General features: G+C 71.3%; 28 protein-coding genes. 11 read left to right on the plus strand and 17 right to left on the minus strand.

The features are described from left to right. Window positions 1–2: 2 nt before the first annotated feature. The 5 genes from ACZ6RC_RS21335 to ACZ6RC_RS21355 all read right to left on the minus strand — a co-directional run bounded on the left by ACZ6RC_RS21335 (window position 3) and on the right by ACZ6RC_RS21355 (window position 4,522). Window positions 3–251 carry a hypothetical protein gene (locus ACZ6RC_RS21335; protein WP_469585442.1) on the minus strand — a complete coding sequence of 83 codons (249 nt, stop codon included), beginning with the start codon at window positions 249–251 and terminating at the stop codon, window positions 3–5. Between the two features lie 14 nt (window positions 252–265). Continuing rightward, window positions 266–1,276, minus strand: coding sequence for a major capsid protein (locus tag ACZ6RC_RS21340; protein ID WP_423647293.1), 1,011 nt, complete (start codon window positions 1,274–1,276; stop codon window positions 266–268). A gap of 18 nt (window positions 1,277–1,294) precedes the next feature. Beyond that, a complete protein-coding gene (locus tag ACZ6RC_RS21345) occupies window positions 1,295–1,996 on the minus strand; it encodes a hypothetical protein (RefSeq protein ID WP_469585447.1) in 702 nt (233 codons plus the stop codon). Window positions 1,997–2,071: 75 nt separating this feature from the next. Beyond that, a complete protein-coding gene (locus ACZ6RC_RS21350) occupies window positions 2,072–2,227 on the minus strand; it encodes a hypothetical protein (RefSeq protein ID WP_380850386.1) in 156 nt (51 codons plus the stop codon). Window positions 2,228–2,239: 12 nt separating this feature from the next. Next, on the minus strand, window positions 2,240–4,522 hold the full coding sequence (locus ACZ6RC_RS21355; protein WP_469585450.1) for a phage minor capsid protein: 2,283 nt from the start codon (window positions 4,520–4,522) through the stop codon (window positions 2,240–2,242). A gap of 57 nt (window positions 4,523–4,579) precedes the next feature. Between ACZ6RC_RS21355 and ACZ6RC_RS21360 the strand changes: the two genes are divergently transcribed. Together ACZ6RC_RS21360 and ACZ6RC_RS21365 are read left to right on the plus strand one after the other, a co-directional pair. Next, window positions 4,580–5,602: an SRA domain-containing endonuclease gene (locus ACZ6RC_RS21360; RefSeq protein ID WP_469585453.1), complete on the plus strand. Its 1,023-nt coding sequence runs from the start codon at window positions 4,580–4,582 to the stop codon at window positions 5,600–5,602. Between the two features lie 64 nt (window positions 5,603–5,666). Beyond that, the gene (locus tag ACZ6RC_RS21365; protein ID WP_393889037.1) at window positions 5,667–6,083 is read left to right on the plus strand and encodes a hypothetical protein; all 417 of its coding nucleotides are present in this window, start codon (window positions 5,667–5,669) and stop codon (window positions 6,081–6,083) included. Between the two features lie 93 nt (window positions 6,084–6,176). On the opposite strand, the gene ACZ6RC_RS21370 is transcribed toward ACZ6RC_RS21365, so the two are convergent. The 12 genes from ACZ6RC_RS21370 to ACZ6RC_RS21425 form a co-directional block, all read right to left on the minus strand. Continuing rightward, the gene (locus ACZ6RC_RS21370) at window positions 6,177–7,658 is read right to left on the minus strand and encodes a phage portal protein (protein WP_469585457.1); all 1,482 of its coding nucleotides are present in this window, start codon (window positions 7,656–7,658) and stop codon (window positions 6,177–6,179) included. Continuing rightward, the gene (locus ACZ6RC_RS21375; protein ID WP_393889035.1) at window positions 7,645–8,073 is read right to left on the minus strand and encodes an HNH endonuclease signature motif containing protein; all 429 of its coding nucleotides are present in this window, start codon (window positions 8,071–8,073) and stop codon (window positions 7,645–7,647) included. The genes ACZ6RC_RS21370 and ACZ6RC_RS21375 overlap by 14 nt, the downstream gene beginning before the upstream one ends. Before the next feature lie 67 nt (window positions 8,074–8,140). Beyond that, window positions 8,141–9,376: a PBSX family phage terminase large subunit gene (locus ACZ6RC_RS21380; RefSeq protein WP_469585461.1), complete on the minus strand. Its 1,236-nt coding sequence runs from the start codon at window positions 9,374–9,376 to the stop codon at window positions 8,141–8,143. Continuing rightward, window positions 9,373–9,816 (minus strand): helix-turn-helix domain-containing protein, encoded by a 444-nt coding sequence (locus ACZ6RC_RS21385; RefSeq protein ID WP_393889033.1) that lies wholly within the window; start codon window positions 9,814–9,816, stop codon window positions 9,373–9,375. The genes ACZ6RC_RS21380 and ACZ6RC_RS21385 overlap by 4 nt, the downstream gene beginning before the upstream one ends. A gap of 154 nt (window positions 9,817–9,970) precedes the next feature. Beyond that, complete coding sequence (locus ACZ6RC_RS21390; RefSeq protein ID WP_469585465.1) at window positions 9,971–10,141, minus strand: hypothetical protein; 171 nt, start codon at window positions 10,139–10,141, stop codon at window positions 9,971–9,973. Further along, on the minus strand, window positions 10,125–10,886 hold the full coding sequence (locus tag ACZ6RC_RS21395) for a hypothetical protein (protein WP_469585468.1): 762 nt from the start codon (window positions 10,884–10,886) through the stop codon (window positions 10,125–10,127). Before ACZ6RC_RS21395 ends, ACZ6RC_RS21390 begins: the two co-directional genes overlap by 17 nt. Window positions 10,887–10,900: 14 nt before the next feature. Beyond that, on the minus strand, window positions 10,901–11,245 hold the full coding sequence (locus ACZ6RC_RS21400; protein WP_469585471.1) for a hypothetical protein: 345 nt from the start codon (window positions 11,243–11,245) through the stop codon (window positions 10,901–10,903). Continuing rightward, window positions 11,242–11,433: a hypothetical protein gene (locus ACZ6RC_RS21405; RefSeq protein WP_469585474.1), complete on the minus strand. Its 192-nt coding sequence runs from the start codon at window positions 11,431–11,433 to the stop codon at window positions 11,242–11,244. Before ACZ6RC_RS21405 ends, ACZ6RC_RS21400 begins: the two co-directional genes overlap by 4 nt. After that, window positions 11,430–11,720: a hypothetical protein gene (locus tag ACZ6RC_RS21410; protein WP_469585477.1), complete on the minus strand. Its 291-nt coding sequence runs from the start codon at window positions 11,718–11,720 to the stop codon at window positions 11,430–11,432. Before ACZ6RC_RS21410 ends, ACZ6RC_RS21405 begins: the two co-directional genes overlap by 4 nt. Beyond that, complete coding sequence (locus ACZ6RC_RS21415; RefSeq protein ID WP_469585481.1) at window positions 11,717–12,535, minus strand: zinc finger domain-containing protein; 819 nt, start codon at window positions 12,533–12,535, stop codon at window positions 11,717–11,719. The genes ACZ6RC_RS21410 and ACZ6RC_RS21415 overlap by 4 nt, the downstream gene beginning before the upstream one ends. After that, window positions 12,532–13,308 carry a hypothetical protein gene (locus ACZ6RC_RS21420; RefSeq protein ID WP_469585484.1) on the minus strand — a complete coding sequence of 259 codons (777 nt, stop codon included), beginning with the start codon at window positions 13,306–13,308 and terminating at the stop codon, window positions 12,532–12,534. Before ACZ6RC_RS21420 ends, ACZ6RC_RS21415 begins: the two co-directional genes overlap by 4 nt. Window positions 13,309–13,464: 156 nt before the next feature. After that, entirely contained in the window at window positions 13,465–13,752 is a 288-nt protein-coding gene (locus ACZ6RC_RS21425) for a hypothetical protein (RefSeq protein WP_393889027.1), read from the minus strand. A 211-nt stretch (window positions 13,753–13,963) separates the two neighbouring features. On the opposite strand from ACZ6RC_RS21425, the gene ACZ6RC_RS21430 reads away from it, so the two are divergent. From ACZ6RC_RS21430 to ACZ6RC_RS21470, 9 genes are all read left to right on the plus strand, one after another. After that, on the plus strand, window positions 13,964–14,443 hold the full coding sequence (locus ACZ6RC_RS21430) for a hypothetical protein (RefSeq protein WP_469585488.1): 480 nt from the start codon (window positions 13,964–13,966) through the stop codon (window positions 14,441–14,443). Window positions 14,444–15,295: 852 nt separating this feature from the next. Then, a complete protein-coding gene (locus ACZ6RC_RS21435) occupies window positions 15,296–16,003 on the plus strand; it encodes a pyridoxamine 5'-phosphate oxidase family protein (RefSeq protein WP_469585491.1) in 708 nt (235 codons plus the stop codon). A gap of 376 nt (window positions 16,004–16,379) precedes the next feature. After that, complete coding sequence (locus tag ACZ6RC_RS21440; protein WP_391140343.1) at window positions 16,380–17,417, plus strand: helix-turn-helix transcriptional regulator; 1,038 nt, start codon at window positions 16,380–16,382, stop codon at window positions 17,415–17,417. Between the two features lie 314 nt (window positions 17,418–17,731). Continuing rightward, window positions 17,732–18,061: a Rossmann-fold NAD(P)-binding domain-containing protein gene (locus tag ACZ6RC_RS21445; protein ID WP_391140344.1), complete on the plus strand. Its 330-nt coding sequence runs from the start codon at window positions 17,732–17,734 to the stop codon at window positions 18,059–18,061. A 240-nt stretch (window positions 18,062–18,301) separates the two neighbouring features. Beyond that, window positions 18,302–20,191 carry an amino acid adenylation domain-containing protein gene (locus tag ACZ6RC_RS21450; protein WP_469585497.1) on the plus strand — a complete coding sequence of 630 codons (1,890 nt, stop codon included), beginning with the start codon at window positions 18,302–18,304 and terminating at the stop codon, window positions 20,189–20,191. A gap of 11 nt (window positions 20,192–20,202) precedes the next feature. Next, window positions 20,203–21,144, plus strand: coding sequence for a chlorinating enzyme (locus tag ACZ6RC_RS21455; RefSeq protein ID WP_391140346.1), 942 nt, complete (start codon window positions 20,203–20,205; stop codon window positions 21,142–21,144). A 1-nt stretch (window position 21,145) separates the two neighbouring features. Continuing rightward, window positions 21,146–22,318 carry an alpha/beta fold hydrolase gene (locus ACZ6RC_RS21460; protein WP_469585501.1) on the plus strand — a complete coding sequence of 391 codons (1,173 nt, stop codon included), beginning with the start codon at window positions 21,146–21,148 and terminating at the stop codon, window positions 22,316–22,318. 50 nt (window positions 22,319–22,368) lie between these two features. Then, window positions 22,369–23,169 carry an SDR family oxidoreductase gene (locus ACZ6RC_RS21465; RefSeq protein WP_469585504.1) on the plus strand — a complete coding sequence of 267 codons (801 nt, stop codon included), beginning with the start codon at window positions 22,369–22,371 and terminating at the stop codon, window positions 23,167–23,169. A gap of 107 nt (window positions 23,170–23,276) precedes the next feature. Next, on the plus strand, window positions 23,277–24,356 hold the full coding sequence (locus ACZ6RC_RS21470; protein WP_469585507.1) for a thioesterase domain-containing protein: 1,080 nt from the start codon (window positions 23,277–23,279) through the stop codon (window positions 24,354–24,356). Window positions 24,357–24,360 lie beyond the last annotated feature (4 nt).

The raw sequence follows: 24,360 nt of genomic DNA on the forward strand, positions 1-24,360 counted from the left end.
GGTCACCCCCTCGGCTTGCCGCGGGCAGCAGAACGGCCCGCCGACTTGTCGTCTGGCGGGCCGTCCGGTTCGGTGGTGGGCTCGTCGCCCGGGGGGTCATGGTCGAGGGGCTCGACGGCGTAGCCGGCCCCTTGGCAGTAGCCGATCACTGCCCGGTCGCTGGTGGTCGCGGTGCCGTTGACGAACGGGACGCCGCCGGGCCCCTCGCCGGTGAAGTCCTCGACGGGGGCGGTAATGCACATGATGGTCATGTGGTGCCCCCCCCTCACGCGCTCTTGATGTTGCGGAACACGGCGGCGGCGCGGGTGGCTTTGAGGACCGGAGCGACCGGGCCCATCTCGACTTCGCCGACCTTGACGGCGCCGGCCCGGTCGAACTCGGGGAGCCAGGTGTTCACGAGCGGCGAGCCGCCCCCGACCGAGGCGCCGTGGAAAGCGTCGAGTCCGTACCGGACGGCGTAGAGATCGCCGAGGCCGGTCACGTTCCCGCCGGCGCCGGCGCCGTCCGGGTCACGGGTGACGAGCGAGATCACGTCCGTGTTCGAGCCGGCCTTGCTCTTGAGGTCCACCAAGGGGATTCCGTTGTACGCGGTGACCGGGCGGCCGAACGCGTCGGTCGTCTTGTCGAGCTGGTCGGTCCACGCCGCGATGGTCTTGAACAGGCTCAGGGTCTTGCGGTTGCCGTAGATCACATCCGGTGCGTCATCCATGGTGGCGAGCCAGTCGTCGACGTGGCGCTGCGCGGCGAGCGCGGCGCCCTTGTCGGTGATCCCGGTCCAGTCGACGAACCCGGTCGCGACGCCGTTGTTCAGCGGCAGGTACTCGGTGCTCGACCCGGTGAGGATCTTCGACAGACCGTCGAACCCCTTCGCGTCGGTGGCCTTGTCGCCGTTGATCACGGCGTCGGCGAACCGAGCTCGCGATGCCTTGATGAGCTGCTGCATGTTCAGCGTGACGGCGCCCGAGGCGGCCGGCCCGATACGGGCGATCACGCGGTCGATCTGGAAGGACCCGCCGAGCGGTACGAGATCGACGGTGTAGCGCTGCGTCGAGACCTCGGCGGGGGTGTACTCGGTGTTCAGCGCGCGGAAGTCGGCCGCGCGCTGCGTGATCAGCCGGCGGTACCCGTAGGTGAGGGTGTCGCCGCCGGTCGGGGAAACGACGTTGTCGAACGTCATCCGGTCGAGGATGTCCGAGCTCTTACGGAACTCGTCGATCACGTTCACGTCGAGGTCATCGGCCGCGTTGTTCCGGGCCTCGGCAAGAGAGGTGGGCAAAGGTTTCTCCTAGATGGTTCAGCCGCCGAGGCGGGCGGCGACGGCGTCGTGCAGGGAGGTCGCGCGCCGGTCGCCGGCGGGCGGGCCGTTGAACTCGCCGCCCCCGCGCGGCGGCCCGGTCGGGGTGGCGCGGTAGAGGTCGGGGTCGGCCTCGACCGCGGCTTTGATCGCGGTCGTGAGCGCGGCGTCGAAACCGGCGTCGGCGGGGTCGAGGTCGGCGACCGAAGTAAGGAAGCTGCGGGAGTTGAGCAGCCGGTCGCCGCGGGCGCCCTGATCGGCGGCGACGCGGGCGACGGCGAGCTCGACGCGCGCCGACCGGAGCGCGGCCCCGTTCTCGGCGAGCAGCCGGTCGCGCTCGGCGACGGCGGCGGCGAGCGCGGCGGGGTCCTTCTCGGACTCGGGATCATTGGGGTTGAGCGCGCGGGTCACGGCGTCCAGTGCGGCGCGCAGCTCGTCGCGCTCGGCCGCGGCCTGCTCGGCGCGGGTCGTGGCGTCGGCGAGCTGCTGCTCGGCGGCGGGGTCGCCGGCCGGTGGAGTGCTCGGGGCCGGTGCGGGGTTGGGGTCGCCGGCCGGCGGGGTGGGCGGAGTGGCGGGGTCGCCGCCCTCGCCCGAGCCGCCCTTGATCGGCCAGATAGCGCGGCCGTCGCGGCGGCGGCCGAGGGCGCGCTCGCCGGTGCGCGGGTGGATCGGCAGGGAGTCGTCGAGGATGTGCTCGGGCATGGTGGCTCGGCCCTCCGAGGGCGTGGTGCGGGCATGGAAAAGGGCCGCCCGAAAGCGGCCCGGTGTCGGTGGTGACTACTGCTCGGCCTGCTCGGCGGCGACGTAGCCACGGACCCATGCGGCAGTCAGCCGCGGGTCGGTGTAGCGGGGCGCGTCGGTCGGCGGCCGGCCGGCGCGCGCGGCGGCGAGCCCCTCGCGGCGGGCACGCAGCGCCTGCTCGCGGAACCCCAACAGATCACCCCCTCACTGCTTGAGCCACTGGCCGTGTGCGGACTGGCGGGCGGTCTCGCCGGCGCCGGTGCGGACGCCGGTCACCTGCTCGGAGAACTCGGCGAGGGTGATCCGGGGCGAGACGTCTTCCCAAAACCGGATCAGGTCCTCGCTCGCTCGGGCGTAGGCAACGTGGGCCGGCCCTGAGAACAGGCTGCGCGGGTCATGCCCCGCGGCCCTGGCCTTGCGGTTGAGCAGGTTCCCGCGGGTGTAGTCCTCGGCGGCGAGCCACTGCACATAGATGTGTTCGTCGTACATCTCGCGTATCTCGGCGCGGCTGTACGCCCCGCGCGCCGAACGGGCTTCGAGCTCGCGCTCGTACACCCATCGTTCGGTTGAGGACATGTGCTCGGTGCCGTCGGGGCCGCGCTCGACGTCGGCGCCGTACGGCCCCCACTCGTCGGGGTCCGCGGGCGGCGGATCGTCGAGGCGGATCGGATGCATGGCGTCGTCGAGGGCGTCGCGAGCGGCGAGGGTGTCGGCGACCGTCGCGCCGGCCGCGGGCGGCGGCGGGGCGGGCGGGTGCCGGCGGTCGATCTCGCCGGCGATCCGCTCGGCGTCCGCCGGTGAGGCGTAGCGGATTCCCCACACGAGCAGCTCGTCGCCGAGCTCGGAGAGGTCGCCGGCGAGGCGCCCGCCCGGAAACAGGGAGTCGAGCAGGCGGCGCCGGTGGATCTCGGCGCCGATCGCCGGCCGGTCCTCGGGCACGTGCCGCGCCCGGGTGGCGAGCGCCTGCTCGGACATCCCGAGCAGGTCGGCCCGCACTCCGGGCATGGCGGCGTCGACGTCGCGGCGGTCGGCCTCGGCCATGACGCGCAGCAGACCGTCGTCGTCGAGGTGCAGTGCGACGCGGGCGAGCTCGTCGTCGCTGAACTCGGCGAGGCTGTCGACCATGCGCCCGCCGGGGCGGATGCGGTCGAGCAGCGCCTGCTCGTCGCGGCGGTCGGCCTCGGCGGTGATCCGGTCGCGGTCGCGCTCGTCGAGCACCCCGGGCCGCAGCGCGGCGCCGAGCTGCTCGTCGGTCATCTCGGGCAGGGTGCGCTCGTCGCCGGCGCGGACCCGCGCGGCCTCGAACGGGTCCGACCCCGGGCCGCTCGGCGTACCAGGGCGGCCCGCGGTGCCGCCATCCGGCGGGAGGTTGCTCGCTCCGGGCTGCTCGCGCTCGCGGCGGCGGATGAGCTCGGGATGCTGTGCGAGGTGATCACGCATCCGGCCCTGCCACTGCCGCACCCGCGCCTCGGCCGCTTTCTTGGCCTCGGGCGTTGTGGCGGTGGCGCTGCGGTTCTTCCACTTCCTGATGGCGCGCTCGATCGCCCTCTGCCGTTGCGTTGCTTCATAGCCGGCGGGGTCCTCGGAGTGCTCGACCGGCGCCCGGGTGACACCGGGAAGATAGGCGCTCGTGCTGTGCCGGCAGTTGGGGTGTTGCAGCCCCGAGCGGCGGGCGTCGTCGAGAGATCCGGCGACGTGCACCCGCACGGTGCGGTCGTCGATCGTGGCGTGCTCGACCTCGATCGTCCGGGCGCCGCCCGGTCCGTCGAGCGCAAGCACCTTGCCCTCGAACGGGTCGCAAAGATCGCAGTTGTGGGGGGCGTTCGAGACGATCACGAGCGAGACGCCGGCGGCGCGCAGCTTGTCGCCGTGCGCCTCGACCGCGGCCCGCCCGACGGCGGTCCGTACTGCCATCTCGGCATAGCTCGTCATCTGCCACGCGCGCCCGCCCTTGTCGACGAACGTCCGCAAGCCCCGGTCGGCGAACCGTTCGAGGGCACGCTGCGTGGCCTGCCGGCGGGTGTCGATGCCGACGAGCGGCGTCGCCGACACTTCGCTGATCACTTGCCGGTATCCGTCCTCGACGCCGCGGAGAATCCCGCGGTGCGTCTCGGTGACGAGCTCGATCGTTTCGGCGGCGAGGCGGTCAACGGCCCGGGCGTTCGGAGTGCTGTCGGCGATCCGGCGGGCGTCGGCATCCGAGAGGGCGCCGAGCTCGGCGAGGCCAGCGCGCGCCCCGACGTCGTACGCCTCGGTCACGGCCGAGAACACTTCAAGGTCGAGAGCGGTCGCGAGGGCATCGACGACACCCTGCGCTGCTCGCCGTAGGGGCTGAATCGCGGCGAGCTTGGCCACGGCCCACCCGGGGGCGTCGAATCCCTCGGCGAGCTGCCGCGCGACGATGCCGAGCAGGCGCTGCTCGGCGTCCGCGTAGAGATCGCGGACGCCGGCCGAGAGGTCCTCGGCCATGGCGGGGTGAATGGGCATGGCACCCCCCACCACGGTCCGGCACGGATTGTCAGTGGTCGCCGGTACGGTCGCGGCATGACCTCTGTGCAGATCAAGCCCGGCGACGTCAGGACGCGTGCGGAGCTGAAAGCGATCTTCGGTGGCGGACCGCAAGGCGGAATCATCCCGTCACGCACGACCGACAACATCCTGTTGTTCAGCGATCACGAGAGCGCCAAAGCCTTTGGCTATCAGGACGGTTGGCTTGTCGAGGAAGACAAGTCAGGGCCGATCTTCGAGTACACGGGGCAGGGGACGCTCGGCGACCAGACGCTGAGCGGCAACAACGGCTCCGTCCTGCACCACGTGGAAGACGGTCGCGCGCTGCGCCTCTTCATCGCGGTTGGGTACGTCGGCGGCGGCACGACCGGGGCACGGACGCACCGCTACGTCGGTGAGTTCATCCTCGATGCGGACGAGCCCTTTGTAATGCGGCAGGTGCTCGACTCGGCGCAGAAGATGCGATGGGTTTACGTGTTCCGCCTGCGGCCCGTTGCCGGAGTGGAGCAGGCCCCCGAGGACTTCGTGCCCGTCGCCTCGGAGACGGTCACCACTAACGTGCCGGCGACGCCGATCAGCGATCCGGCGCTCGTGTCCTTCGAGCTCAAGCCTGCCGAGGCGACGACGAGCCAGACGATCAAGCCCGAGGCCAACAGCGGGAAGAAGATCACGCGAAAGCCGACCGAGGCGGTCGAGGTCAAGCGACGGGAAGCGGCGTTGAGCGACCGGTTCCTCGCCTTCCTGACCGAGCAGGGGCACAGCGTCGAGCGGATCAAGATCCGCGTAGAGGGGTTGAACTCAACCTTCTTCACCGATCTGTTCGACTCGACCGACAATGCTCTGTACGAGATCAAGGGCAACATCAGTCGGAACGCCATCCGCATGGCCATAGGGCAGCTCATCGACTACCGCCGGCACATCACCCCCAAGCCTGATCACCTCGTCGTCTTGTTGCCGGAGTGCCCCAACCACGATCTGTGTGATCTGGTCGACGCCGGCGGAATGACCCTGATCTATGAGGACGGCGACAAGTTCGTCGGGTGGCCGGTTACCAGCTAGGACCTGCCCGGCCAATCATGCGCCACGGGTCTGCGCCTTCCGCTGGGAACATAGGGTGTCGGACATGGACATGAGGACGCTGATCGAGGACCTGGTGGCAGAAGCCGAAGGGCTTATCCGTGATCAGGTGTGGGTCCTGACACCCGGCCATCGCACGGTCGTCGCGAAGGCCGCCGCCGACCTGCACGCCGCCGTCGGCGGTCCCCAGGTCCAGGAGGCGCTGCCCGTGATCGAGCGCCTGGAACACCTGCGGGAAGCGCTCGCCGCTGTGGCCATCGCTCTTGCCCACGTCCACGGGCATACAGCCTGGTTCCTCGGCGCAGCCGCCACCGCTCTCACGCCCGTCCTGCACTGGCGCGCCCTGCCTGCCGGAGACCGCCACACCTTCGGCGCCGTCGCACCGACCCCTCAGCAGTACGCGGAAGCCGAGGACGCAGTCCGCCGGCTCCAGAGCGCCCTCGCCGGCATCGCCTCCGCCTGAGACCACCCGCCCCACCGGCGGAACGGCATGACCGCCCCGGATCGGACTTATAAAGGCGGTGCTTGATGGGTTACGTGATCGCCCGGACAAGTCCTAGACGAGCTGTCCGCTCTGCATCGGGTCGGGCACTTCTGCGCCCGACTCGATGTTGATGCGAGCGACCTCGGCCTGCACGTCTGTCTCGTCCCACTCGGGGTGCAGCATTCGCACCTTGGTCTCGGTCGAGACCGCTTGTGCCTGCTGGAGTAGCGAAAGCGTCTGTGCGAGCGAGGACGTGTCCTCGGTGATCGCGTCGCCGAATACGACGCGGGGCCGCTCGGGCACGATCCGCGGTGTGAAGAACTGTCGGTCGAGCAGCAGCAGAACGTGCAGCATGTCGGCGACCGGCGGGGCCCAGTACCTCACTTTCTTGCCCCGAGTGATCATGCTCTTTCGCTCGCGTGCCTTGACCTCGGTCGCGGTAACGGCGGCGCCCTGGTCGCCGAGCCCGAACGTCGCGGCGGAGTAGCCGGCGCTCATCACGGCTTGTCGGGTGATCGCGGCCGAGGTGCGCTCGTGCTCGTCGACCCTGATCGCGAACTGCGACAGGGTGATGCCGGCGCCGCCCTGCTCGGTCGGTGGGACGTTAAGCAGCGTCCAGATTTCCCGGTCGTCGTCAAAGCTCGCGCCGCGCCCGGGTCCGTGGTCACGCAGATATCCGTCGGGCACGAGCAGCCGCGCGCGGGCGAGCCGCAGATCGCGAATCCAACTCGTCCATGTCGTATCGAGGCTGTCGAACAGGTCGTACAGCGGGGCGGCGTAGTCGCTGCGCCCGAACGGTGAGCCGCGGTGCTTGCGGTGGGGGCGGATGTTCGGGCAGTAGGCGGCGGTCAGCAGGTCGATACCGGTCTCGATCGCGTCGCCCTCGGGGCCGAGCGAGTCGGCGAGCGCGGCGACGTCGGGGTGCTCGGTGAGCGGCACCCGTACGCCGAGCGCATCCTGCGATCCCTGGTAGAGCCCGTGCTCGATCCGGCCCGGGGAGTGCCGTTCAAGGTGGCGCCACACGGTGACCGAGTCCGAGGTGAGCTCGCGCCAGAACGTGACGGCGACGAGCTGCCCCCAGCGCCATTCGGGCACGGCGGCGTCGGGGTGCACGGTGGTGAGCAGCGGCCGGCCGGCGAGCGAGCGATCCCACGTGACGCGCAGATACACACCGCCGAGCGCGGCGGCGACCTCGGCCGCTTCGAGCAGGGTGTTCGCGATGCCGTCCGACTCGGCGAGCTCGTCGAGTCGGTCCTGCGTCGAGGTGTCGGCGACCGTGAGCACGGGCGGCTCGGCGAACAACAGATCGGCGCTCGCGGTGGCGATGTCACCGGGCAGGGGAATGTGCAGCCGCGGATCGGGCACCCCGGGCTGCTCGGCCCGGTCGCGCCCCCACAGCCGGCGCCGACCGTCGCGGCGCTGCGGCTGGTTGCGGTAGACGCTCGCGAGCTTGTCGCGGTCACCGGAGTACCAAGCGTCATCGACCCGCAGCTCGGCATAGTGCCGTGCGAGGGCGGGCGGCGGCCACGGGGCGCCGTTGTCAGGAAGCGACACAGCTCACCCCCTGCCGACGAGCCCGAGCTCGCCACGCTGCGCACGGCCGGCAGTGCCGGGTGCCGTTCGGCGCGAGATAGGTGTTCGCTCGGTTGAACCGGTGCCCGCGGGTGCAATGGGTCTGACGCGCGCGACGCGCGGCGGGGGAGATCCCGCGCCGGATGTTGGTCCGGTGGCTCACCACTTCGAGGTGGTCGGGGTTCACGCAGTGCCGCCGGCGGCACAGGTGGTCGATCACGAGACCGCGGGGGATGCGCCCGCGGGTGAGCTCGTACGCGACGCGATGCGCGTACTGCGGCCGGCCGGCGATCTTGAACTGTCCGTATCCGTTGGGCTTGACGTGTGCGGTCCAGTCCCAGCACCCGAGGGGGCCGGGGGCGATCTTGTCGAGGAACCGGTCGGTCAGCTCACGCACGCGATCACCCCCTCGCGTGCTCGGGCCCGGGCGCAGTGCTGCGCCCGGGCAGGGGAGTTGGGGGCGATCAGGCGGCGGTCGTCAGCAGGCCGCGCCACTCGTGCACGGTGGAGTGCACCGCGTACCGCAGCGCGTCGAGCGAGTGGTCGTCCTGCTTCACGGGGCGGTCTTCACCGCGGGCCGCGGCGGCGTCGTCCCACACGTACGTGGAGACCTCGGCGAGCAGCCCCTCGCACGATCGGTGGATGAGCAGCGCGCCGGCGTCGAGCGCGTTTGCCACGCTGCGGATGCCGTCGAGCACTGCGTTATTGGCGCGGGCGACGTTCGGATACCCGTCGGCCCACAACTGCGTGGAGAACGACGCTGCGCTCGGGTCGACGAACGTCCACTCGGGCCGCACCTCCTGCTCGGCGATCCACTCGCGGACGGCGCGGCTGTACTGCGCGTCGGTCATCTGCCGGTGCGCGGCGCGGGCGTCGTGTCTCCACTCGCTCACCGCGTACAGCCGGCCGTCGTCGCCAAGGCCGAGCAGGATCGCCGAGAACGGGTTGCTCGTGCCGTAGTCGATGCCGACCCAGTAGCGGCGCATCTCGGGCAGCTCGTCGACGACGTGCTGCTGCTCGTCGTACATGTCGTAGATCGCGCCCTCGGCGACAACCCACTCGCCGAGGATCATCCGGCGCCGCCATAGGCCGGTGTACTCGGCGGACAGGGCCTTGACGTAGGCGGGCGACAGGGCCGGATTGTCGGCGAGCTTGAAGTGCCAGGAAGCGAGGTCGAGCTCGTGCTGCCGGTCGAGGTACTTCGCTTTGAGCCAGTGCCGCGGCCCGTCCGGGTTCGTGGTGCCGATCAGGATTGCGCCGGCGACCGACAGGCGGGCGAGTAGCTGCGTGAAAAAGGCTTCCGGCAGCAGCGTGACCTCATCCGCGTACGCGACCGATGCGGTCAGACCTCGCAGCCGACCCTCGGATCGGGAGTCACTCGCGCCGATCAGGTGCACGACCCTGCCGAGGATCACGGCGGTTGTCGCGCCTCGGGTGTGGTGGACCTCGGCCGCGGTGTCCGAGAACAACTCGGGGTCTTGCAGCGGCTCGATCACGTTCCGCTCGATCGTGGCGAGCGAACGGCCCACGATCAGGATGAGTCCCGAGGCGGGCGCCCGCCGGACGGCGAGCAGGAAGCGCAGCAGCGACGAGATCGTTTTGCCGGAGCGCACCGACCCGTGCCACAAGTTGATACGGGCGGTCGCCTCGCGGATCGAGCGCAGTTGCTTGTCGGACAGGTGGCCCGTCGAGGGAATCACCCCCCGTCGGCGTCGTCTCCCACGGGCCCGAGCAGGGCGTCGGCGAGGCGGTCGAGCATCCCGCCGGCGCTCGTCGACTTGTTGGAGCGTGCGAGCTCGGCGACCTTGGCGTGTACCTCGGTCAAGGCCCGGGCGGCGGTGGCGTAGTCGCGGGCGTCGCGCGCCGAGTCGGCGGCGCCGACCCGCTCGACCTGAGCGAGGGCGCCGTCGAGGGCATCGTCGGCGAGCTGCTCGCGCCGGGCCGAGGCATCGGCCTTACGGGCATCGGTAGCGGCGGCGACCCGCGCCCCGCCAGAGAACGCGAGGCCGAGCTCGGCGGCAATCTTCGAGACCGTGGCGGCGCCGCGGCCGAGCTCGCGAGCGATCTGGTTACGGGACTTTCCCTCGGCGTGCAGGCGGCGGACTGCTGCTCGGTCGGCGTCCGTGATCGGGTCGGCCACGGGATCACCTCCCGACCGGGGGACATGCGAACGCCCCGCCACCGGGGGGATGGTGGCGGGGCGTCGAGATCAGGTTTCCGGGCACGCCGGAGGCGCTCCCGACTCTAGGTCACGAATAGATAACGGCGCAACCCTCTATCGGTACGTACTCCGATCACTCAAAGAGGGCGCCCTGCTCGACGTCGTCGCCGAGGTCGAGCAGGGCCTCGACGCTCGGCGGCGCCTCGACGACGAGCCACCCGCTACGCCACGTGCCGCGCCCCTCGCCGGCCGCGGGCTCGTCGACGAGCTGCTCGTCGAGCGTCACATCACGCCGCGGCTGCAATGTCGACCCCGAGCGCGGCGATCAGTTCGGGGAGGTCGTCCCACTCCCACACCCGCGCCCGCTCCCTGTTGTCGAGCGGCACGGGGGCCGAGCAGGCGCGCCCGCCCGAGCAGGTCACGGCCGGCGGCCCGTCGGGGGCACTGTGCAGGGTGAGCTCGCCCTCGCACCACGGGCACGGCTCGGGCAGCGGGGTCTCGCGCTGGTCGAGGCCGAGGGCGCGCAGCACCCGGGCCTCGGCGATCCGCGCAGTACGCCGCGCTTCGTGCAGCAGGTGCAACGGCAGCACCTCGAACGGCGGCGCGGCGAGGGCGCCGTCGAGCTCGCGCTCGGGGGCGGTGTCCTCATCCTGCACGCGCCCCTCGATCCACACGCACGCCCAGTGCAGCCCATGCACCCGCGATCCGGCGGCGCGCCGACTGTCGGGTGCGCTCGGGTCGGAGCACAGCCACGCCCGGGGGTCGCCCTGCTCGGTTCGCTGTACGGCGGCGGCGAGGGTGTCGGCGAGGTCGAACACGAGCTGCTCGACGCCTCGGCCGGCGTCGAGGGCGCCGAGGTTGAGCGGGGCGGGGTGCTCGCGCAGCACGAGCGGGGCCCGGTCCTCGACGACGAGCTGCTCGTCGTCCTCCCGCATGGTGTGTGCGAGCTGCCGCGGTGGCCAGTGATCGGCCGGCGGCTCCTCGATCGCGAGCAGCAGCTCGGCCCACCGGCCGCGGATCGTCCGCAGCGCGCGCACAGTTTCGTGCACAGCCTGTGCGTAACTCACTGTCCCCCCTTGTTGGATGCGCGCAGCGCCTCGACCTTGGCGGCGTACTCGTCGCGCTCTGCCTCGGCCTCGACGATGGCCTGCTCGGCGGCGGCGACTCGGTGTGTCAGCCGCAGCGCCGCGGCCTGCTGCCCGCCGGCCGAGCGGCGGAAGTTGTCGCAGTCGGCGATCTCGGCCTCGACGAGCTGCCGCAGCCGCGCCGTGTCCTCGGGGCCGAGCACCCCTCGGTCGGCGCGGGCGAGCAGGACTCGGATCGCTGCGCGCCGCTCGTCGCGCACGGCCTCGCGGGCGTCGCTCCGGCCGCGGCGAGACCGGGTGCGGGTACTGGTGATCTGGGTCATGGGGTCGTCTCTCCGTTCTCGGCTCGGCGCGGCGTCGTCGAGCAGGTGGTGCAGGCGGTCGGGCACGGCCGGCGGCCGAGGCGGCGCAGCTCGCGGTCGAGGCGGTCGTCGATCCGGACCGCGTACGCGAGGGTGGCGCCGAGGGCGAGCGCGAGCGTCACGGCGAGGGTGAGCAGGGCGGCGCTCATGGGGTTGTCTCTCCGTTCGTTCGGGCACGGCGCAGCAGTCGATCGAGGGCGCGCCGAGCGCCGCGGGTCTCCCGCGCGCGAGGCGCGACCGGTCGCGCGCGGTGGTGTTCGGGGTGCAGGTGACCACCGGCGTCCAGCACGCGGCCGAACTCGGCAGTCATGTGCCATCCGTCGAGGGCGAGGCGGTCGGCGAGCGAGGCGACGAACACGGTCGCGCGGTGCGGGGGCATGTCGAGCTCGTCGGTCAGATGGGCGGCGATCGCGGCGCGGGCGGCGAGCGGAATCATCGGGCCTCGCCCCCGCCGCTGGTGTGGCGGGCGCGGCCGTCGCGGCGCGGGGCCGGCGGCTGGCACATGATCCGGGCGAGGCGCACCTGCTCGGCGTCGGCCTCTCCGTTGCCGAGCTCGGCGATCAGTGCCTCGACGCGCGAGGGGTGAACACCGGTGAGCGGTCGCCGGCCCTTCCCGCGGTTGCGGAAGCTCGATCGGCACGGCTCGTGGACGGCGGCGAGGCAGTGCGGGCACCGGACACTGAGCGGGTCGGGTAGACCCTCGGCGACGAGCTGCTCGCGGTGCGCGCGGGCCGGTCGGAACTGCCGCAGCTCGGCCGCGACATGAGCGGGCATGTACCGGCGCGGGCCGGTCCCGACTCCGGACATGAGCGCGGCGAGACGTTTCTGCCCTGCTGCGTTGATCTCGGCCCGGTACTGCGCCGGCGCGGCATGGCCGCGGGCGACGGCGGCCCGGGTGCCGAGCAGTTCCTCGCGCCATGCCTGCGGGTTGTCCGGGTCGGCGGTCGGCACGGGGTCGGTGTGCCTGTTCATGAGCTCGGCGCGGTGCGGTCCCCATGCGGCGAGCAGGTCGTGCGGCTCGATGGCCCGGAACTGCGAGCTCTTGTTCCCGCCCTGCTGCTCGTAGTAGCGGCGGGTGGCGCGGGCGGCGTCCCATCCGGTTTCGGGCATGGTCGCGGGCACGTCGGCGACGGCGGCGGTCCACTCCGAGATGGTGCGGGCGGACTGCTGAGGGTCGGCGAGGGCGCGTCGCACTCGGCTGTCGAGCGTTCCGGCGAACGCGAGCAGGGCGGCGATCTGTTCGGGCGTCATGGGCGGCTCTCCTTTTGGGTGAGCAGGGCGAGGCCGGCGGCGAGGTTGTCGGCGTAGGTCGCGGTCGAGGCGGGCGCCCGAGGCGGCGTGTTCGGTGCCGGCCGGTCGAGGTCGCTCCAGACCTTGAGCCAGTAGCGGGCACTCTTCGGTGCCTCGCCCGGGGTGGTGCGGCGGGCGGCGAGGTCGACAAGGGCCTCGACGCCGTGCGCCTGTACGAGCCGGTAGACGTCGCGCTGCTCGCCGAGGCCGAGCGACCACCGGACGGCGATCGAGGCGGCGACGAGAGCGGCGTCGAGCGGACGCAGTTCGGGAACCAGCGCAGCCGCGGTGTTCGTCGCGCGCGGCTGCTGCTGTTCGTCTTGTAGAGAGCTTCTTTTGTTCTGGGGGCCGGTAGTCGGTCCCCCCGGGGCCGATGTCCGGCCCTCCCTGGGGCCGCTCACCGGTCCCCCGGGGGCCGCTGTCCGGCCCGGGTCGGAATCCGGCCCGGGCCGATCTCCGGCCCCCCTCGCGTCGAGCAGGGGGAGGCGGTAGACCGTTTCTCCGCCGGGACCGAGCTTGCCCTCGACGACGGCGAGCTCACCCGAGGCGAGCAGGGCATCGACGGCGTCGCGGACGGTAGAGCGAGCGGCGCGGGTGCGGCGGATGAGCGAGGCGGTACCGGCGTAGGCGACGCCGTCGGCGTCGGCCCGATCAGCGATCGCGAGCAGCACCAGACGAGCGGCGCCTCGGCTGTCGGATTGGGACCAGACCCAATCCGTCGCGGCGAGGCTCAACGGTTCGTCTCCTTACGGGGATCGGCGAGCCCGGAGGTTCGGGCCGGCCGGCGAGTGCGGCGGGCGTGTGTGCGGGGCAGCGGTTGCCGACGATGTAGCGGCGGGTACCGATCGCGCGGCAGTAGTCGCCGGCGGCGCCGTCCCAGTGCTCACAGATCACGCCGCGCGATTGGGGCGGCCGACGTACCGGGCGAGGACTACGAAGCGGGGCACGTTGTTCTCGACCACGGTCCGGGCGATCGCCTGAAACGAGCCAGCCGGCGCGTAAGACGCGAGCTGCGCGGACCGGATCGCCTGCGCCGCCGAGGATGCTCGGGCGCTCGTTTCCTTCTGCTGGATCTCGGCCCACTGGTTCGGGTGCGCCTTGAGCTGCTCGACGATCAGCGCGTGCTTGACGTTCTTCTGCCGTGCCGGCGGCGGGCCGGCGATGAACTTGACTGTCACTAGATCCCCCTCTGATCTGTCACCGAACGCGAACAGACATGCTTGTTTGCATGTCCGAAACGGCGCTAAGGTCCGTTCGTGTTCACGAACAAGAACAACGTAGACGTGGCAGAAACCCAACGTCAACGCAGTTCCGAGGTGTGCAACCGGGCAAGATCACTGGTTAGATGAGACTGTTCGCGTTCTGCGACAAGAACGGAGATGAGAAACCGTGTCGGAGAACGACACCCCGATAGGTGAGCCGACGGCCGATGGGGCGGCCGGGCGTGCCCCCGACTCAAGCGCCGGCGGTCCCTTTGCGGCCCTAGTGGCGGCGGCGATCGCGGGGGAGCCTCTACGGAGCGTCTCCGCGCGCGCCGTTGACCCTGAGACTGGTAAGCGCATCCCGCACAACCAACTGCCCAAGATCGCCAAGGGTGACGGATACAAGCGTGAGCGGTGGCTCATCGGCGCAGTTGCTGCGGCCGTCGGGCGTCCGCTCGCCGAGGTGCAGCGTGCCGCGGCGGAGGAGTGGACCGGCCTACAGGTCGGCGACCTGCTACGGGCGAGTAACTCGACTACAACCGTTGTCGTGGCTTACGAGTCTGGCACTACGGCTGATGATCTTCCGCTGCTTAAAGAGAAGCTAAAAACTCTGGGGCTCGGGAACATCCGAGTCGTGTCCGCAGACGTCGGTGACTCTGCGCCGTAAGCGCGTGACCTGCGGTGTTTGTGCGGGTATGTTGGTTGAGCTCTTGCCTCGGGCATATGTTCGAGTGAAGGGCTCCGCCATGCCACAAGGGGGGGCATCTTGTACCGCGTCCGCCGTACCCGACTCGACGACAAAGCGCCGGCCGCCGGCGCTGCTGACGAAGTAGATCGACACATCCTGATCGACGACCGGCACATCACTGATACCGGCGCGATCGCCCTTGAGCTCGTCCTGAACGCCCTTCCCCCCACCGAGGGCAGCAGGGACCGAGCTAGCGAGCCGCGGCCTAAGAGCGACCCCGGCAAGGCGCAGCAGGGCTAGAGACGACCAAAGGGGCCGCACGGTGCGACGTGCGGCCCCTTCGCCGTGCTTGTGGCCTCACATCGGGCGCCGCGGCCAAGCCTCTGCGAATCCCTTCGGAGCAGGCGATCGCCCTGTTCATGTGAGGTCGTCGTGTGGCCACCGTGTGGCCGGACTGCTTTGGACCAGTCGGCACCGGCTGATACTCAAACTGCGTGTCAGGGGCTCTGACCTGCATGTTCTGACATTCGCCGGTACCGACTGGAACCCACGATCACGAACGATCTTGAGCTCGTAATGCGTAGGTCTCGGGTTCGAATCCCGAAGGCGGCTCGGATCAGCCCCAGGACTCACTCGCCGTGACCTGGGGCTTTTTCATGCCCTGATCCACCGACGGCGATGCGCGGCAACCCTCGTGGCGTCCCGTTCGGGCCCTGCGTGCCCCGTGCGTGCCCATCCGTCCGGCAGGCGGGCGGGGGTGGCGGGGGGCCGGGTGGAGGACGTAGAAAGCTCGGGTCGGGATCTTGGAAGACGGCGAGTGAGGGGGAGGCCATGGAGGCCGCTGAGGAGCAGGTGTCCGCGTCGGGTGCGCTCGAGGTGACCGAGCGGACCAGGCTGCGGCGGATGCGGCACAAGGGCAGCCATCGGCGCGACGATCTGGAGGCCGTGCTCGACGCCGGGTTCCTCTGTCATCTCGGGGTCACCGTCGACGGCACCCCGATGGTCGTGCCGACCGTCTACGGCCGGGACGGGGAGCGGCTCTATCTGCACGGGTCGGTCGCGAGCCGGAGCCTGGTGCAGGCGCCCGGGACGGCGGTCTGCGTCACGGTGACGCATGTGGACGGGCTCGTGCTCGCCCGTTCCGTCTTCGAGCACGGCGTGAACTACCGGTGCGCGATGGTCTACGGCGTGCCGCGCACGGTCACCGACCCGGACGAGAAGCTGCGCGGACTGCGGGCGCTGACCGAGCAGTGCACGCCCGGGCAGTGGGAGTACGCCCGGCAGCCCAGCCGCAAGGAACTGGCCGCCACCGCGCTCGTCGCGCTCGACCTCGACGAGGCCTCCGTGAAGATCGCCGGCGGTCCCCCGGACGACGGCGACAGCCCGGACGCGGAACTGGGCCTCTGGGCCGGGGTCGTGCCCGTGGTCACCACGCTCGGGGCGCCGGTCGCCGACCCCGTCCTCCCCGCCGACATCGAGCCGCCCGCCCATGTGGTGAAGCGGACGGGGCGGGTCCTGGGTGGAGGCCCTGCGGTCTGACGCGCGTCCAGGTACCTGGACGGCGTTCACGCCCCGCGACCTGACGGAGTCGGAGTCGAAGCGGCGCCCCGCCCGCCACGGCGGGCCGCCGCGGCCGGCCGGTGCGGCGGCCCGGCGATCCGGGAAGCCGCGCAGTTCCGGAGCGGTACGGCCATCCCGACCGGTCTGTTCGGCCTTCGCCTTTCGACCCGTGTTTCCCAGGGCCGGTTGTCCACAGCCCCATTGTGCGTGGTCCCCTTTTCTGCTCCCGTCCTGTAACGTCGAACACCCAAAAGGGCACCCGATCTCCCTACCGGAAACGGCCATCCGGGGCCGAATGGTCGGGGGCGATCAGAGGATTGACCGACTATCGATCCGTTGAGTGAGGATGGGTCACATGGGGGGATTCGCCGACCCGGGCCGCGGCACCCGCGCGGACGCGGACGTCTCGTCGCTCGCGGCGCTGATCGGCCAGGACGAGATCTGCGTCGACGTCTACCGCCTGGTGATCAGCGAACCACGCTGGGGCGTCGCGGAGATCGCCAAGGAGCTGTCCGTCGAGGAAGTGGCCGTCCGGGTAAGCCTGGACAAACTGGCGGAACTGTCGATGCTCTATCCGACAAAGGACGCCACGGATGTCGCCCCGATTAGTCCCGAAGTAGGACTTGCCGCATACATTCACCGCCGGGAAACAGAAATCCGCACCCAGCAACTGGAGTTGGCGTCGATCCGGGCGGCCACCGCGGAACTCACCGCGATCTACGCCTCCCAGCGCGCCCGCCACGGAAACGCCGGCCTCGAACAGCTCGAAGGCGTCAACGAGGTCCGGGCCCGGCTCTCCGAACTCGCCCGGCACGCCGACACCGAGATCCTCGCCTTCATGCCCGGCGGCGCGCAGAGCCCCGAAGCCCTGGAGGCCAGCCGTCCGCTCGACGAGCAGAGCCTGTCCGCCGGGGTGAAGCTCCGGACCATCTATCTGGACAGCGTCCGCAACGACCGGGCCACCACCGAATACGCCCGCTGGCTCTCCGAGTTGGGCGGCGAGATCCGCACCATGCCCTCCCTGCCGCTGCGCATGCTGATCGCCGACCGGTCGGTCGCGCTGCTGCCCGTCAGCCCGGACGACACCCGCGCCGGGGCGGTGATCCTGCGCGCCCCGGGAGTCGTGACCGCCCTCCTCGCGCTCTTCGAGCTGGTCTGGGAGCGGGCCATACCGCTGCACGGGCGGCCCCGGCCCGCCGCCGACGCGCCCTCCGAGCAGGAGATCGAGCTGCTGCGACTGCTGCAGAAGGGCCTCACCGACGAGGTGGCCGCCCGGAAGCTGGGCCTCTCGCTGCGGACCGCGCGCCGGATGATGTCCGCCATCTCCACCCGCCTCGGCGCGCGCAGCCGCTTCGAGGCCGGCGTCCTGGCGGAACGCGCCGGCTGGCTCTGACCGCCTCCCCCCCCCCAAGTCCCCCGACTCAACCGGCGATCCGTGATCCGCGACCCCCGGCCCGGATCCGCGAGCGGCGACCCGCGATCCGCGATCCCCGGCTCGGATCCGTAAGCGGCGACCGGCGATCGGCAATCCGCGACCCGCGTCCCGTGACATGAATCCCCGCCCGTCCCCGGGACCTTTCCGGCCGTATTTCCGGCACATGCCTCTGTCGCTTTGTCATCGATGCCGGGCGGCCCTTTGCTGCCATGGCACCAAGCTGCCCGGAGCGTAGGGATGTACCTCGCGGAACGGCTGGGATTCTCTTCGCCATGTACGCCATCCATCTCGAGGTCCCGCCCGGCGAATTCGGGTCGGCGCGGATAGATCCCGACGATCTCGCCAGAGTGGTCCGCCAGGTCTCCAGCTGTCAGGTGGAACACGTCTATCTGCCCCGGCCCGCGGAGCCCGACCGGCGGTCCGTCGTCTTCGTCTCCGCCGCCTCCGCGCCCGAGGCGGGCACGGGGGTCCTGGCGGCCGTCCAGTTCCTGCTGCGGCCCCCGTCCGAGCGGGTGCGGGTCGAGCTGAGGGTGCCCCGGGAGGGGCAGGACCTCGGCCTCTGCCACGGGATCGTGTGCGTCGTCGACGACCGCGTGCCCTGACGCTGGCCACTTGCAGCCACTGCACCTTGGTGCCAGGAGATTCCCTTGAAGGGCCCCCGGGCGGCTGACACATTCGAGTAGGCGCCGCTGCCGCACATTCACCAAGGCGCCGCCGACAGTCCCCGCGTCACCACGGGCCGAAAAGGCCCGAGCCGCGAATCCCGACACCGTTCTCCGCGTTCCGAGAATGCCGTGACATCCGAATCGTCCTGCTCCACGACTGGGAAAGGCTCCACGTCTATGAATCCTGGTGCGATTTCCAGCGAATCGCTCGATGATTCGCTCACCCTGCACGAGAACTTCGAGCGGATCGCCGCGCGGTTCCCGGAATCCGTGGCCGTCACCGACGGCCGTACGCGACTGACCTACCGCGAACTCGACGTACGGGCCGAGCGGTTGGCCCGTGAGCTGCGGGCGGCCGGCGCCGGGCGGGACCGGAGGGTCGGGCTCTGCGTGGAGCGCGGCACCGACCTCGTCGTCGGACTCCTCGGCATCCTCAAGTCCGGGGCGGGCTACGTCCCGGTCGACCCGGCCTACCCCGCCGAGCGCCGCGACTTCGTCCTCGCCGCCTGTGACGCCGGTGTGGTCGTCGCGAGCGGTGCCACGGCCGGTCTGGTGGAGGGGCAGCGGACCGTCCTCGTGGACGCCCCCGCCGCCACCGGCCCCGAGGGCGACCGGGCCCCGGAGGACCACCAGGGAGCGGACGCGTCGAGTCTCGCGTACGTCATCTTCACCTCGGGCTCCACCGGCGAGCCCAAGGGCGTCATGATCGAGCACCGCAACGCGGTCCGGCTCTTCACCGCCACCGCGCCGGTCTTCGGCTTCGACGAGACCGACGTGTGGACCGCCTTCCACTCCGCCGCCTTCGACTTCTCCGTCTGGGAGATCTGGGGCGCGCTGCTGCACGGCGGCCGCCTCGTCGTCGTCGACCACGACACCGCCCGCGACCCGCAGGCCTTCCACACGCTGCTGCGCCGCGAGCGGGTGACGGTGCTCAACCAGACGCCGTCGGCGTTCCGCAACCTCATCCGCGCGGACACCAACGCCCAGGCCGGCGACCCGCTCTCCCTGCGGTACGTCGTCTTCGGCGGCGAGAAGCTGGACTACCGCGCCCTGACCCCGTGGACCGAGCGCCACGGCCTCGACGCGCCCGCGCTGATCAACATGTACGGCATCACCGAGACCACCGTGCACGTCACCTGGAAGCGGATCTCCGCCGCCGACCTCGCGGGGGCAGGCGAAGGGCGCAGCCTCATCGGCGAACCGCTCGCCGACCTGCGGATCGACGTCCTCGACGAGCAGGGGCGCTCCCTGCCGCTCGGCGAGGAGGGCGTCCTGCACATCGCCGGCGCCGGAGTCGCCCGCGGCTATCTGAACCACCCCGAGCTGACCGCGCGGCGGTTCGTCGAGCGCACCGACTCCGACGGCACCACCCGGCGCTGGTACGACTCCGGCGACCGGGGCGTCCAGACCGCCCCCGGCACCTTCGCCTACGCGGGGCGCGCCGACCGCCAGCTGAAGGTCCGGGGCTACCGCGTCGAGCCCGGCGAGATCGAGGCCGTCCTCACCCGCCACCCCGACGTACGGGACGCCGTCGTCCTCGCCGCCGACTTCGGCGAGGGCGACCCGCGCCTGGTCGCGTACCCCGTGACCGACGCCGCCACCGCCCCGGAGCGGCTCGTCGCCGAGCTGAAGGACGCCGTCGCCGACGCGCTCCCGCGCTACATGGCGCCCTCCGCCTACCTCCCCCTCGACGAGCTGCCGGTCACGGTGAACGGCAAGCTCGACGAGGACGGTCTGCGCAAGCGGCTGGAGCTCAAGCTCGCCGAGACCTCCCAGGCGGGCGCCGGGGCCCTGGCCGCCGACGCGGCCTCCGAAGGCGAGAGCGCGGAGGGATCCGTCGAGGAGACCCTGCGCGCGATCTGGGCGGAGGTCCTCGGCACCGACGGCATCAAGGACACCGACGAGTTCTTCGACCTCGGCGGCACGTCGTTCTCCCTGATCCACATGCTCAGCGTCGTCAACGACCGGTTCAGGACCGGTCTGAACGTCGGCACGCTCGCCGAAGGCGCGAACATCGCCGCCCTCGCCACCGCCGTCCGCAACCAGCTCGCCCTCACCTCCCGCTAGGAGCGCAGCACATGACCACGCACGCCCAGAAGGCCCAGCAGTCGTTCGCCCTCTCCGACGAGGAGCTCGCCACCTTCCACCGGCAGGGGTTCATCGGCCCGTTCACGCTCTACCAGCCCGACGAGATGCGGGAGATCTGGCGCAAGACCCGGCTGCAGATGCTCGACCGCAGCCACGCCGTCTACCCCGACGACGAGCTGTCCGGTGCCACCAACATCTCCAACTACGACCGCCACCTCGACAACGACTTCCTCGCCGCCCACGTCGGCAAGCGCGAGATCGTCGACCGGGTCGCCTCCATCCTCGGCCCGGACGTCATCTGCTGGCGCACCGAGTTCTTCCCCAAGCACCCCGGCGACGAAGGCACCGACTGGCACCAGGCGGACACCTTCGCCAACGCCTCGGGCACCCCGCAGATCCTCTGGCCGGACAACGCCGAGTTCGGCGGCACGATCACCGTCTGGTCCGCCTTCACCGACGCCAAGGTCGAGAACGGCTGCCTGCAGTTCATCCCCGGCACCCACCAGCAGATGAACTACGACGAGACCAAGCGGATGCACTACGACCCGAACTCGATCAACGGCGTCGACAAGGAGGGCACCCGCCGGGGCTTCTTCGGCTACGACTACCGCGAGCTCCAGGTCGACCCGGACTGGAAGCCGGACGAGGACGCGGCCGTCTCGCAGGTCATGGAGCCGGGCCAGTTCATCATCTTCTGGTCGACGCTGATGCACGCCTCGCACCCGCACGAGGGCCTGACCAACGAGATGCGGATGGGCTTCGCCAGCCGTTACGTCCCCTCCTCGGTCTCGGTCTACCCGGGCAGCGACCACATCGAGGAGTACGGCGGCCGGATCAGCCTGGAGCGCTACGGCAGCGTCCTGGTCAACGGCGACAACAACAACCCGTCCAACCGCATGGTCACCGAGACCACGCGCGGGAAAAAGTTCTGAGATGACCACGACGACCCTGAGCGTGGTCGAGGCGCTGGAACTGTGCCAGCCCCTCTTGGGATCGGCCCGCGAGACGCTGCGGGTGTTCCCCGCGAACGGCCGGGACGCCGACGCCTTCGGCCCGGAGGACGTCGAGCGCTGCAACGACGTCCTGGCCGGCATCGGTGCCTCGTACGGGCTGACGGTGCCCCGGTTCGTCTGGCCGGCCCCGGACAAGCCCTCCAGCCTGGAAGTGGCGCTCAGCAACTTCCTCGACCTGGAGCCGGGGGGCCGGCAGCCGGTCGCCGGCCGCTCGGGGGAACCGTCCGGCGGGACGGCGGGCCTGGCCGGGCTCGCCTCCCTCCCCGGGCGCCGCCGGATCCGGGCCGAAGGGCTGCCCCCCTTCGACTCGTTCTCCGCGGGGGCGCCCTCCCCGGACGGCGAGGCCGTCGTCCTCGTCCTGCCGTGCGGCGTCCCGGCCGCCCTGTTCCGCCCCTGGCTGGACGAGCTGTCCGAGGAACGCCAGGTCGTGACGTACGAGAATCCGTACCTCTTCGGCGACTGGGAGTCCCTGGACACCCCGGCCGGCGACTTCGCCGAGGAGGTCGCCCTCGTCGGGGCGCTGCTCGGGGAGTACGGCCTGCGGCGGGCCCAGCTGATCGGGATCTGTGGCGGCGCCCCCGTGGCGCTCGCCGCGGCCGCCGAGTTCGGGGAGCGGGTGGAGACCCTGACCGTCCTCCACCCCGATCTGAACTTCGGCGAGGGGGTCATGCGCACCCCCTTCCAGAAGCAGTTCCAGGGGCTGCTCTCCGGGGCGGCCTCCGGCACCCGCCGGGCCCGGGAGGTGCTCGACCTGTTCCTCGACCCGAACATGCTCTTCGGGGTGCCGACCCGGCTGGCGCCGTACATCCTCTATCCGTACGGGGACGTGGAGCTGTTCCACCGGTACGCCCGGCTGAACAACGCGCTCATGGCGTACGACGCGAACGAGGCCGCGCGCCGGATCGGGCAGCGGGTCCTCATCGCGACCAGCCGCACCGACCGGATGACCCACCCGGAGACGGCGCACCACTTCCACGGGTTGGTGGCGGGGGCCCGGGTCTCGGAGCGCGACTCCGGCAGCCACCACGACATCCTGATCCCGGACCAGGAGATCTACGCCATGATCCGGGAGTTCATCGGCGGCGGCGCGTGAGCACGGAGGCGACTCCGGGCGGGTCGACGGGCGAGGCCGGGAGCGGGGCCGTGGGATCGGTCCCCGGCGGGTCGGCGGGCATGCCCGCCGCGGAGGGAGCGGCCGACGGTTCCGCCGCCGGTGCGGCGGGGCGTGTCGCCGTGGTCACCCACGCGACGCGCTACGCCGGCCCCGGCTCCGTGGAGGCCCTGCGCAAGGCCGGCTACACCGTCCTCTGCCACGACGAGTCCTTCCTCGACGAGGCCGCCCGGGCCTCGTTCGAGGACGGCCGCGACGGCGCGGTGGCGTCCTCGGCCAAGACCGCGACCGGCGCGGTCGGCCAGGCCGTCAAGCAGTACGGGCGGCTCGACCTGGTCGTCAGCAACGACGTCCACCCGGCCCGCTACCTCCCCGTCGAGCAGGCCGACCCGGCGGAGCTGCGGCGGGCGGCGGAGGCGCTGCTCGTCACCCCGGCGGCGGTCCTCGCCAAGGCCGCCGCGCACATGAAGCGCCGGGGGAGCGGACACATCGTGCTGATGACCTCCGCCGCCCCGCTGCGGCCCGAGGCCGGTTTCTCGACGTACAGCTCGCTGCGGGCCGGCGCCTCTGCGTACGCGCGGGCGGCGGCCCGCGAACTCGCCCCGCACGGCGTCACCGTGCACGCCGTCGCGCCGAACTTCCTGGAGAGCGAGACCTACTACCCGCCCGAGCTGTGGGAGACCGACGAGGGCCGGGAGCGGCTCCGCGACCTGCTGCCCGCCGGCCGGCTCGGCACGGCCGAGGAGATCGGCGACCTGGTCGTCTTCCTCGGCAGCGGCTCCGCCGACTTCCTCACCGGCGACGTCCTCCACTTCACGGGCGGATGGATGTAGCCCCCTCGGCCCCGACGCCCGTGCCCGGCCCGTTTTTGTGGGCCCACCCGCCCGGCCGGACCGACCTTCCGACGACCTTCCGATCCGATCAGAAAGAGAGTTCCGCTGTGAGTGCTCGGCAGATAGCGCCCGAGGAGAGCGAGGTCACGCCGGGGCAGAGCCTGGTGGAGCAGGCCCTCGTCGAGATCTGGAAGACCACCCTCGACCGGCCGTCGGTCGGTCTCGACGACGACTTCTTCACCACCGGGGGCGACTCCCTGCTCGCCCTGGTCACCATCGAGCAGATCAACCAGCGCCTCGGCTGGTCCCTCAACATGGGCGACCTCCTGCGGTACCGGACCATCAGCGCCCTGAGCGCCAACAAAGCGCAGCTCCAGGCCGCCAACACCGAACGGTCCGTCATCCGCATGAGCAACCAGGGTTCCCGTACGCCCCTGCTGTTCATCCACCCCGGGCTCGGCCTCGTCGACGGCTACGCCCGGCTCGTCCGGCTCCTGGGCGCGGACCGCGGCTGCTACGGCCTGCAGTCCCCGCACATCAGCGCGGTGGACGTCCCCGACGACATGCGGGAGATCGCCGAGCTGTACGCGGACCTCATCGAGGACGAGTTCGGCGAGGACGACTTCCATCTGGTCGGGGCCTGCGCCGGCGGGGTCATCAGCTACGAGATCGCCCGGATCGCCGAGGAGCGCGGACTCGGCCTGCGCAAGCTGGTGATCGTCGACGGCTATCTCGACGGGTCGGGCGACGCCGGGGACCCGGAGGACGACGCCGCCCGGCTCGTCGAGTTCCGCGACGACGTGCTGCGGGTCGTCGACCCGCACACCGCGCACCCGCCGCTCACGCCGGCCGACGCCACCCGCGAGGGCGTCTACCGGGAGATCACCACCGTGCTCTTCGGCGCCGAGGCCGCCGACGCGGGTCAGGCCACCCAGTTCGCCGAGCGCCTCCACAAGGCGTTCCGCACCACCGCCCGCGCGCTGGAGACCCACCACCCCGAGCCGCTGGACGTCGACGCGCTGATGCTCCTGGCGAAGGACAACGAGACGCTGCCGCACTGGCGTTCCGTGATCACGGGCGAGCTGACGACCGAGGTCATGGACTCCGACGAGCACGGGGTGCGGCTCTGCGTGACGGACGCGGCGCACATCGCCGCACGCATCGACGACTTCGTGGGCGAGGGATAAGGCG

It is taken from the genome of Streptomyces sp. NPDC048353, assembly GCF_055587165.1.

Excerpts from the sequence above, each read along its gene's own strand:
- ACZ6RC_RS21335 (WP_469585442.1), bottom strand. The coding sequence starts at position 251 with ATGACCATCATGTGCATTACCGCCCCCGTCGAGGACTTCACCGGCGAG.
- ACZ6RC_RS21345 (WP_469585447.1), bottom strand. The coding sequence starts at position 1,996 with ATGCCCGAGCACATCCTCGACGACTCCCTGCCGATCCACCCGCGCACC.
- ACZ6RC_RS21355 (WP_469585450.1), bottom strand. The coding sequence starts at position 4,522 with ATGCCCATTCACCCCGCCATGGCCGAGGACCTCTCGGCCGGCGTCCGC.
- ACZ6RC_RS21360 (WP_469585453.1), top strand. The coding sequence starts at position 4,580 with ATGACCTCTGTGCAGATCAAGCCCGGCGACGTCAGGACGCGTGCGGAG.
- ACZ6RC_RS21365 (WP_393889037.1), top strand. The coding sequence starts at position 5,667 with ATGGACATGAGGACGCTGATCGAGGACCTGGTGGCAGAAGCCGAAGGG.
- ACZ6RC_RS21400 (WP_469585471.1), bottom strand. The coding sequence starts at position 11,245 with ATGACCCAGATCACCAGTACCCGCACCCGGTCTCGCCGCGGCCGGAGC.
- ACZ6RC_RS21405 (WP_469585474.1), bottom strand. The coding sequence starts at position 11,433 with ATGAGCGCCGCCCTGCTCACCCTCGCCGTGACGCTCGCGCTCGCCCTC.
- ACZ6RC_RS21410 (WP_469585477.1), bottom strand. The coding sequence starts at position 11,720 with ATGATTCCGCTCGCCGCCCGCGCCGCGATCGCCGCCCATCTGACCGAC.
- ACZ6RC_RS21415 (WP_469585481.1), bottom strand. The coding sequence starts at position 12,535 with ATGACGCCCGAACAGATCGCCGCCCTGCTCGCGTTCGCCGGAACGCTC.
- ACZ6RC_RS21435 (WP_469585491.1), top strand. The coding sequence starts at position 15,296 with ATGGAGGCCGCTGAGGAGCAGGTGTCCGCGTCGGGTGCGCTCGAGGTG.
- ACZ6RC_RS21440 (WP_391140343.1), top strand. The coding sequence starts at position 16,380 with ATGGGGGGATTCGCCGACCCGGGCCGCGGCACCCGCGCGGACGCGGAC.
- ACZ6RC_RS21445 (WP_391140344.1), top strand. The coding sequence starts at position 17,732 with ATGTACGCCATCCATCTCGAGGTCCCGCCCGGCGAATTCGGGTCGGCG.
- ACZ6RC_RS21450 (WP_469585497.1), top strand. The coding sequence starts at position 18,302 with ATGAATCCTGGTGCGATTTCCAGCGAATCGCTCGATGATTCGCTCACC.
- ACZ6RC_RS21455 (WP_391140346.1), top strand. The coding sequence starts at position 20,203 with ATGACCACGCACGCCCAGAAGGCCCAGCAGTCGTTCGCCCTCTCCGAC.
- ACZ6RC_RS21460 (WP_469585501.1), top strand. The coding sequence starts at position 21,146 with ATGACCACGACGACCCTGAGCGTGGTCGAGGCGCTGGAACTGTGCCAG.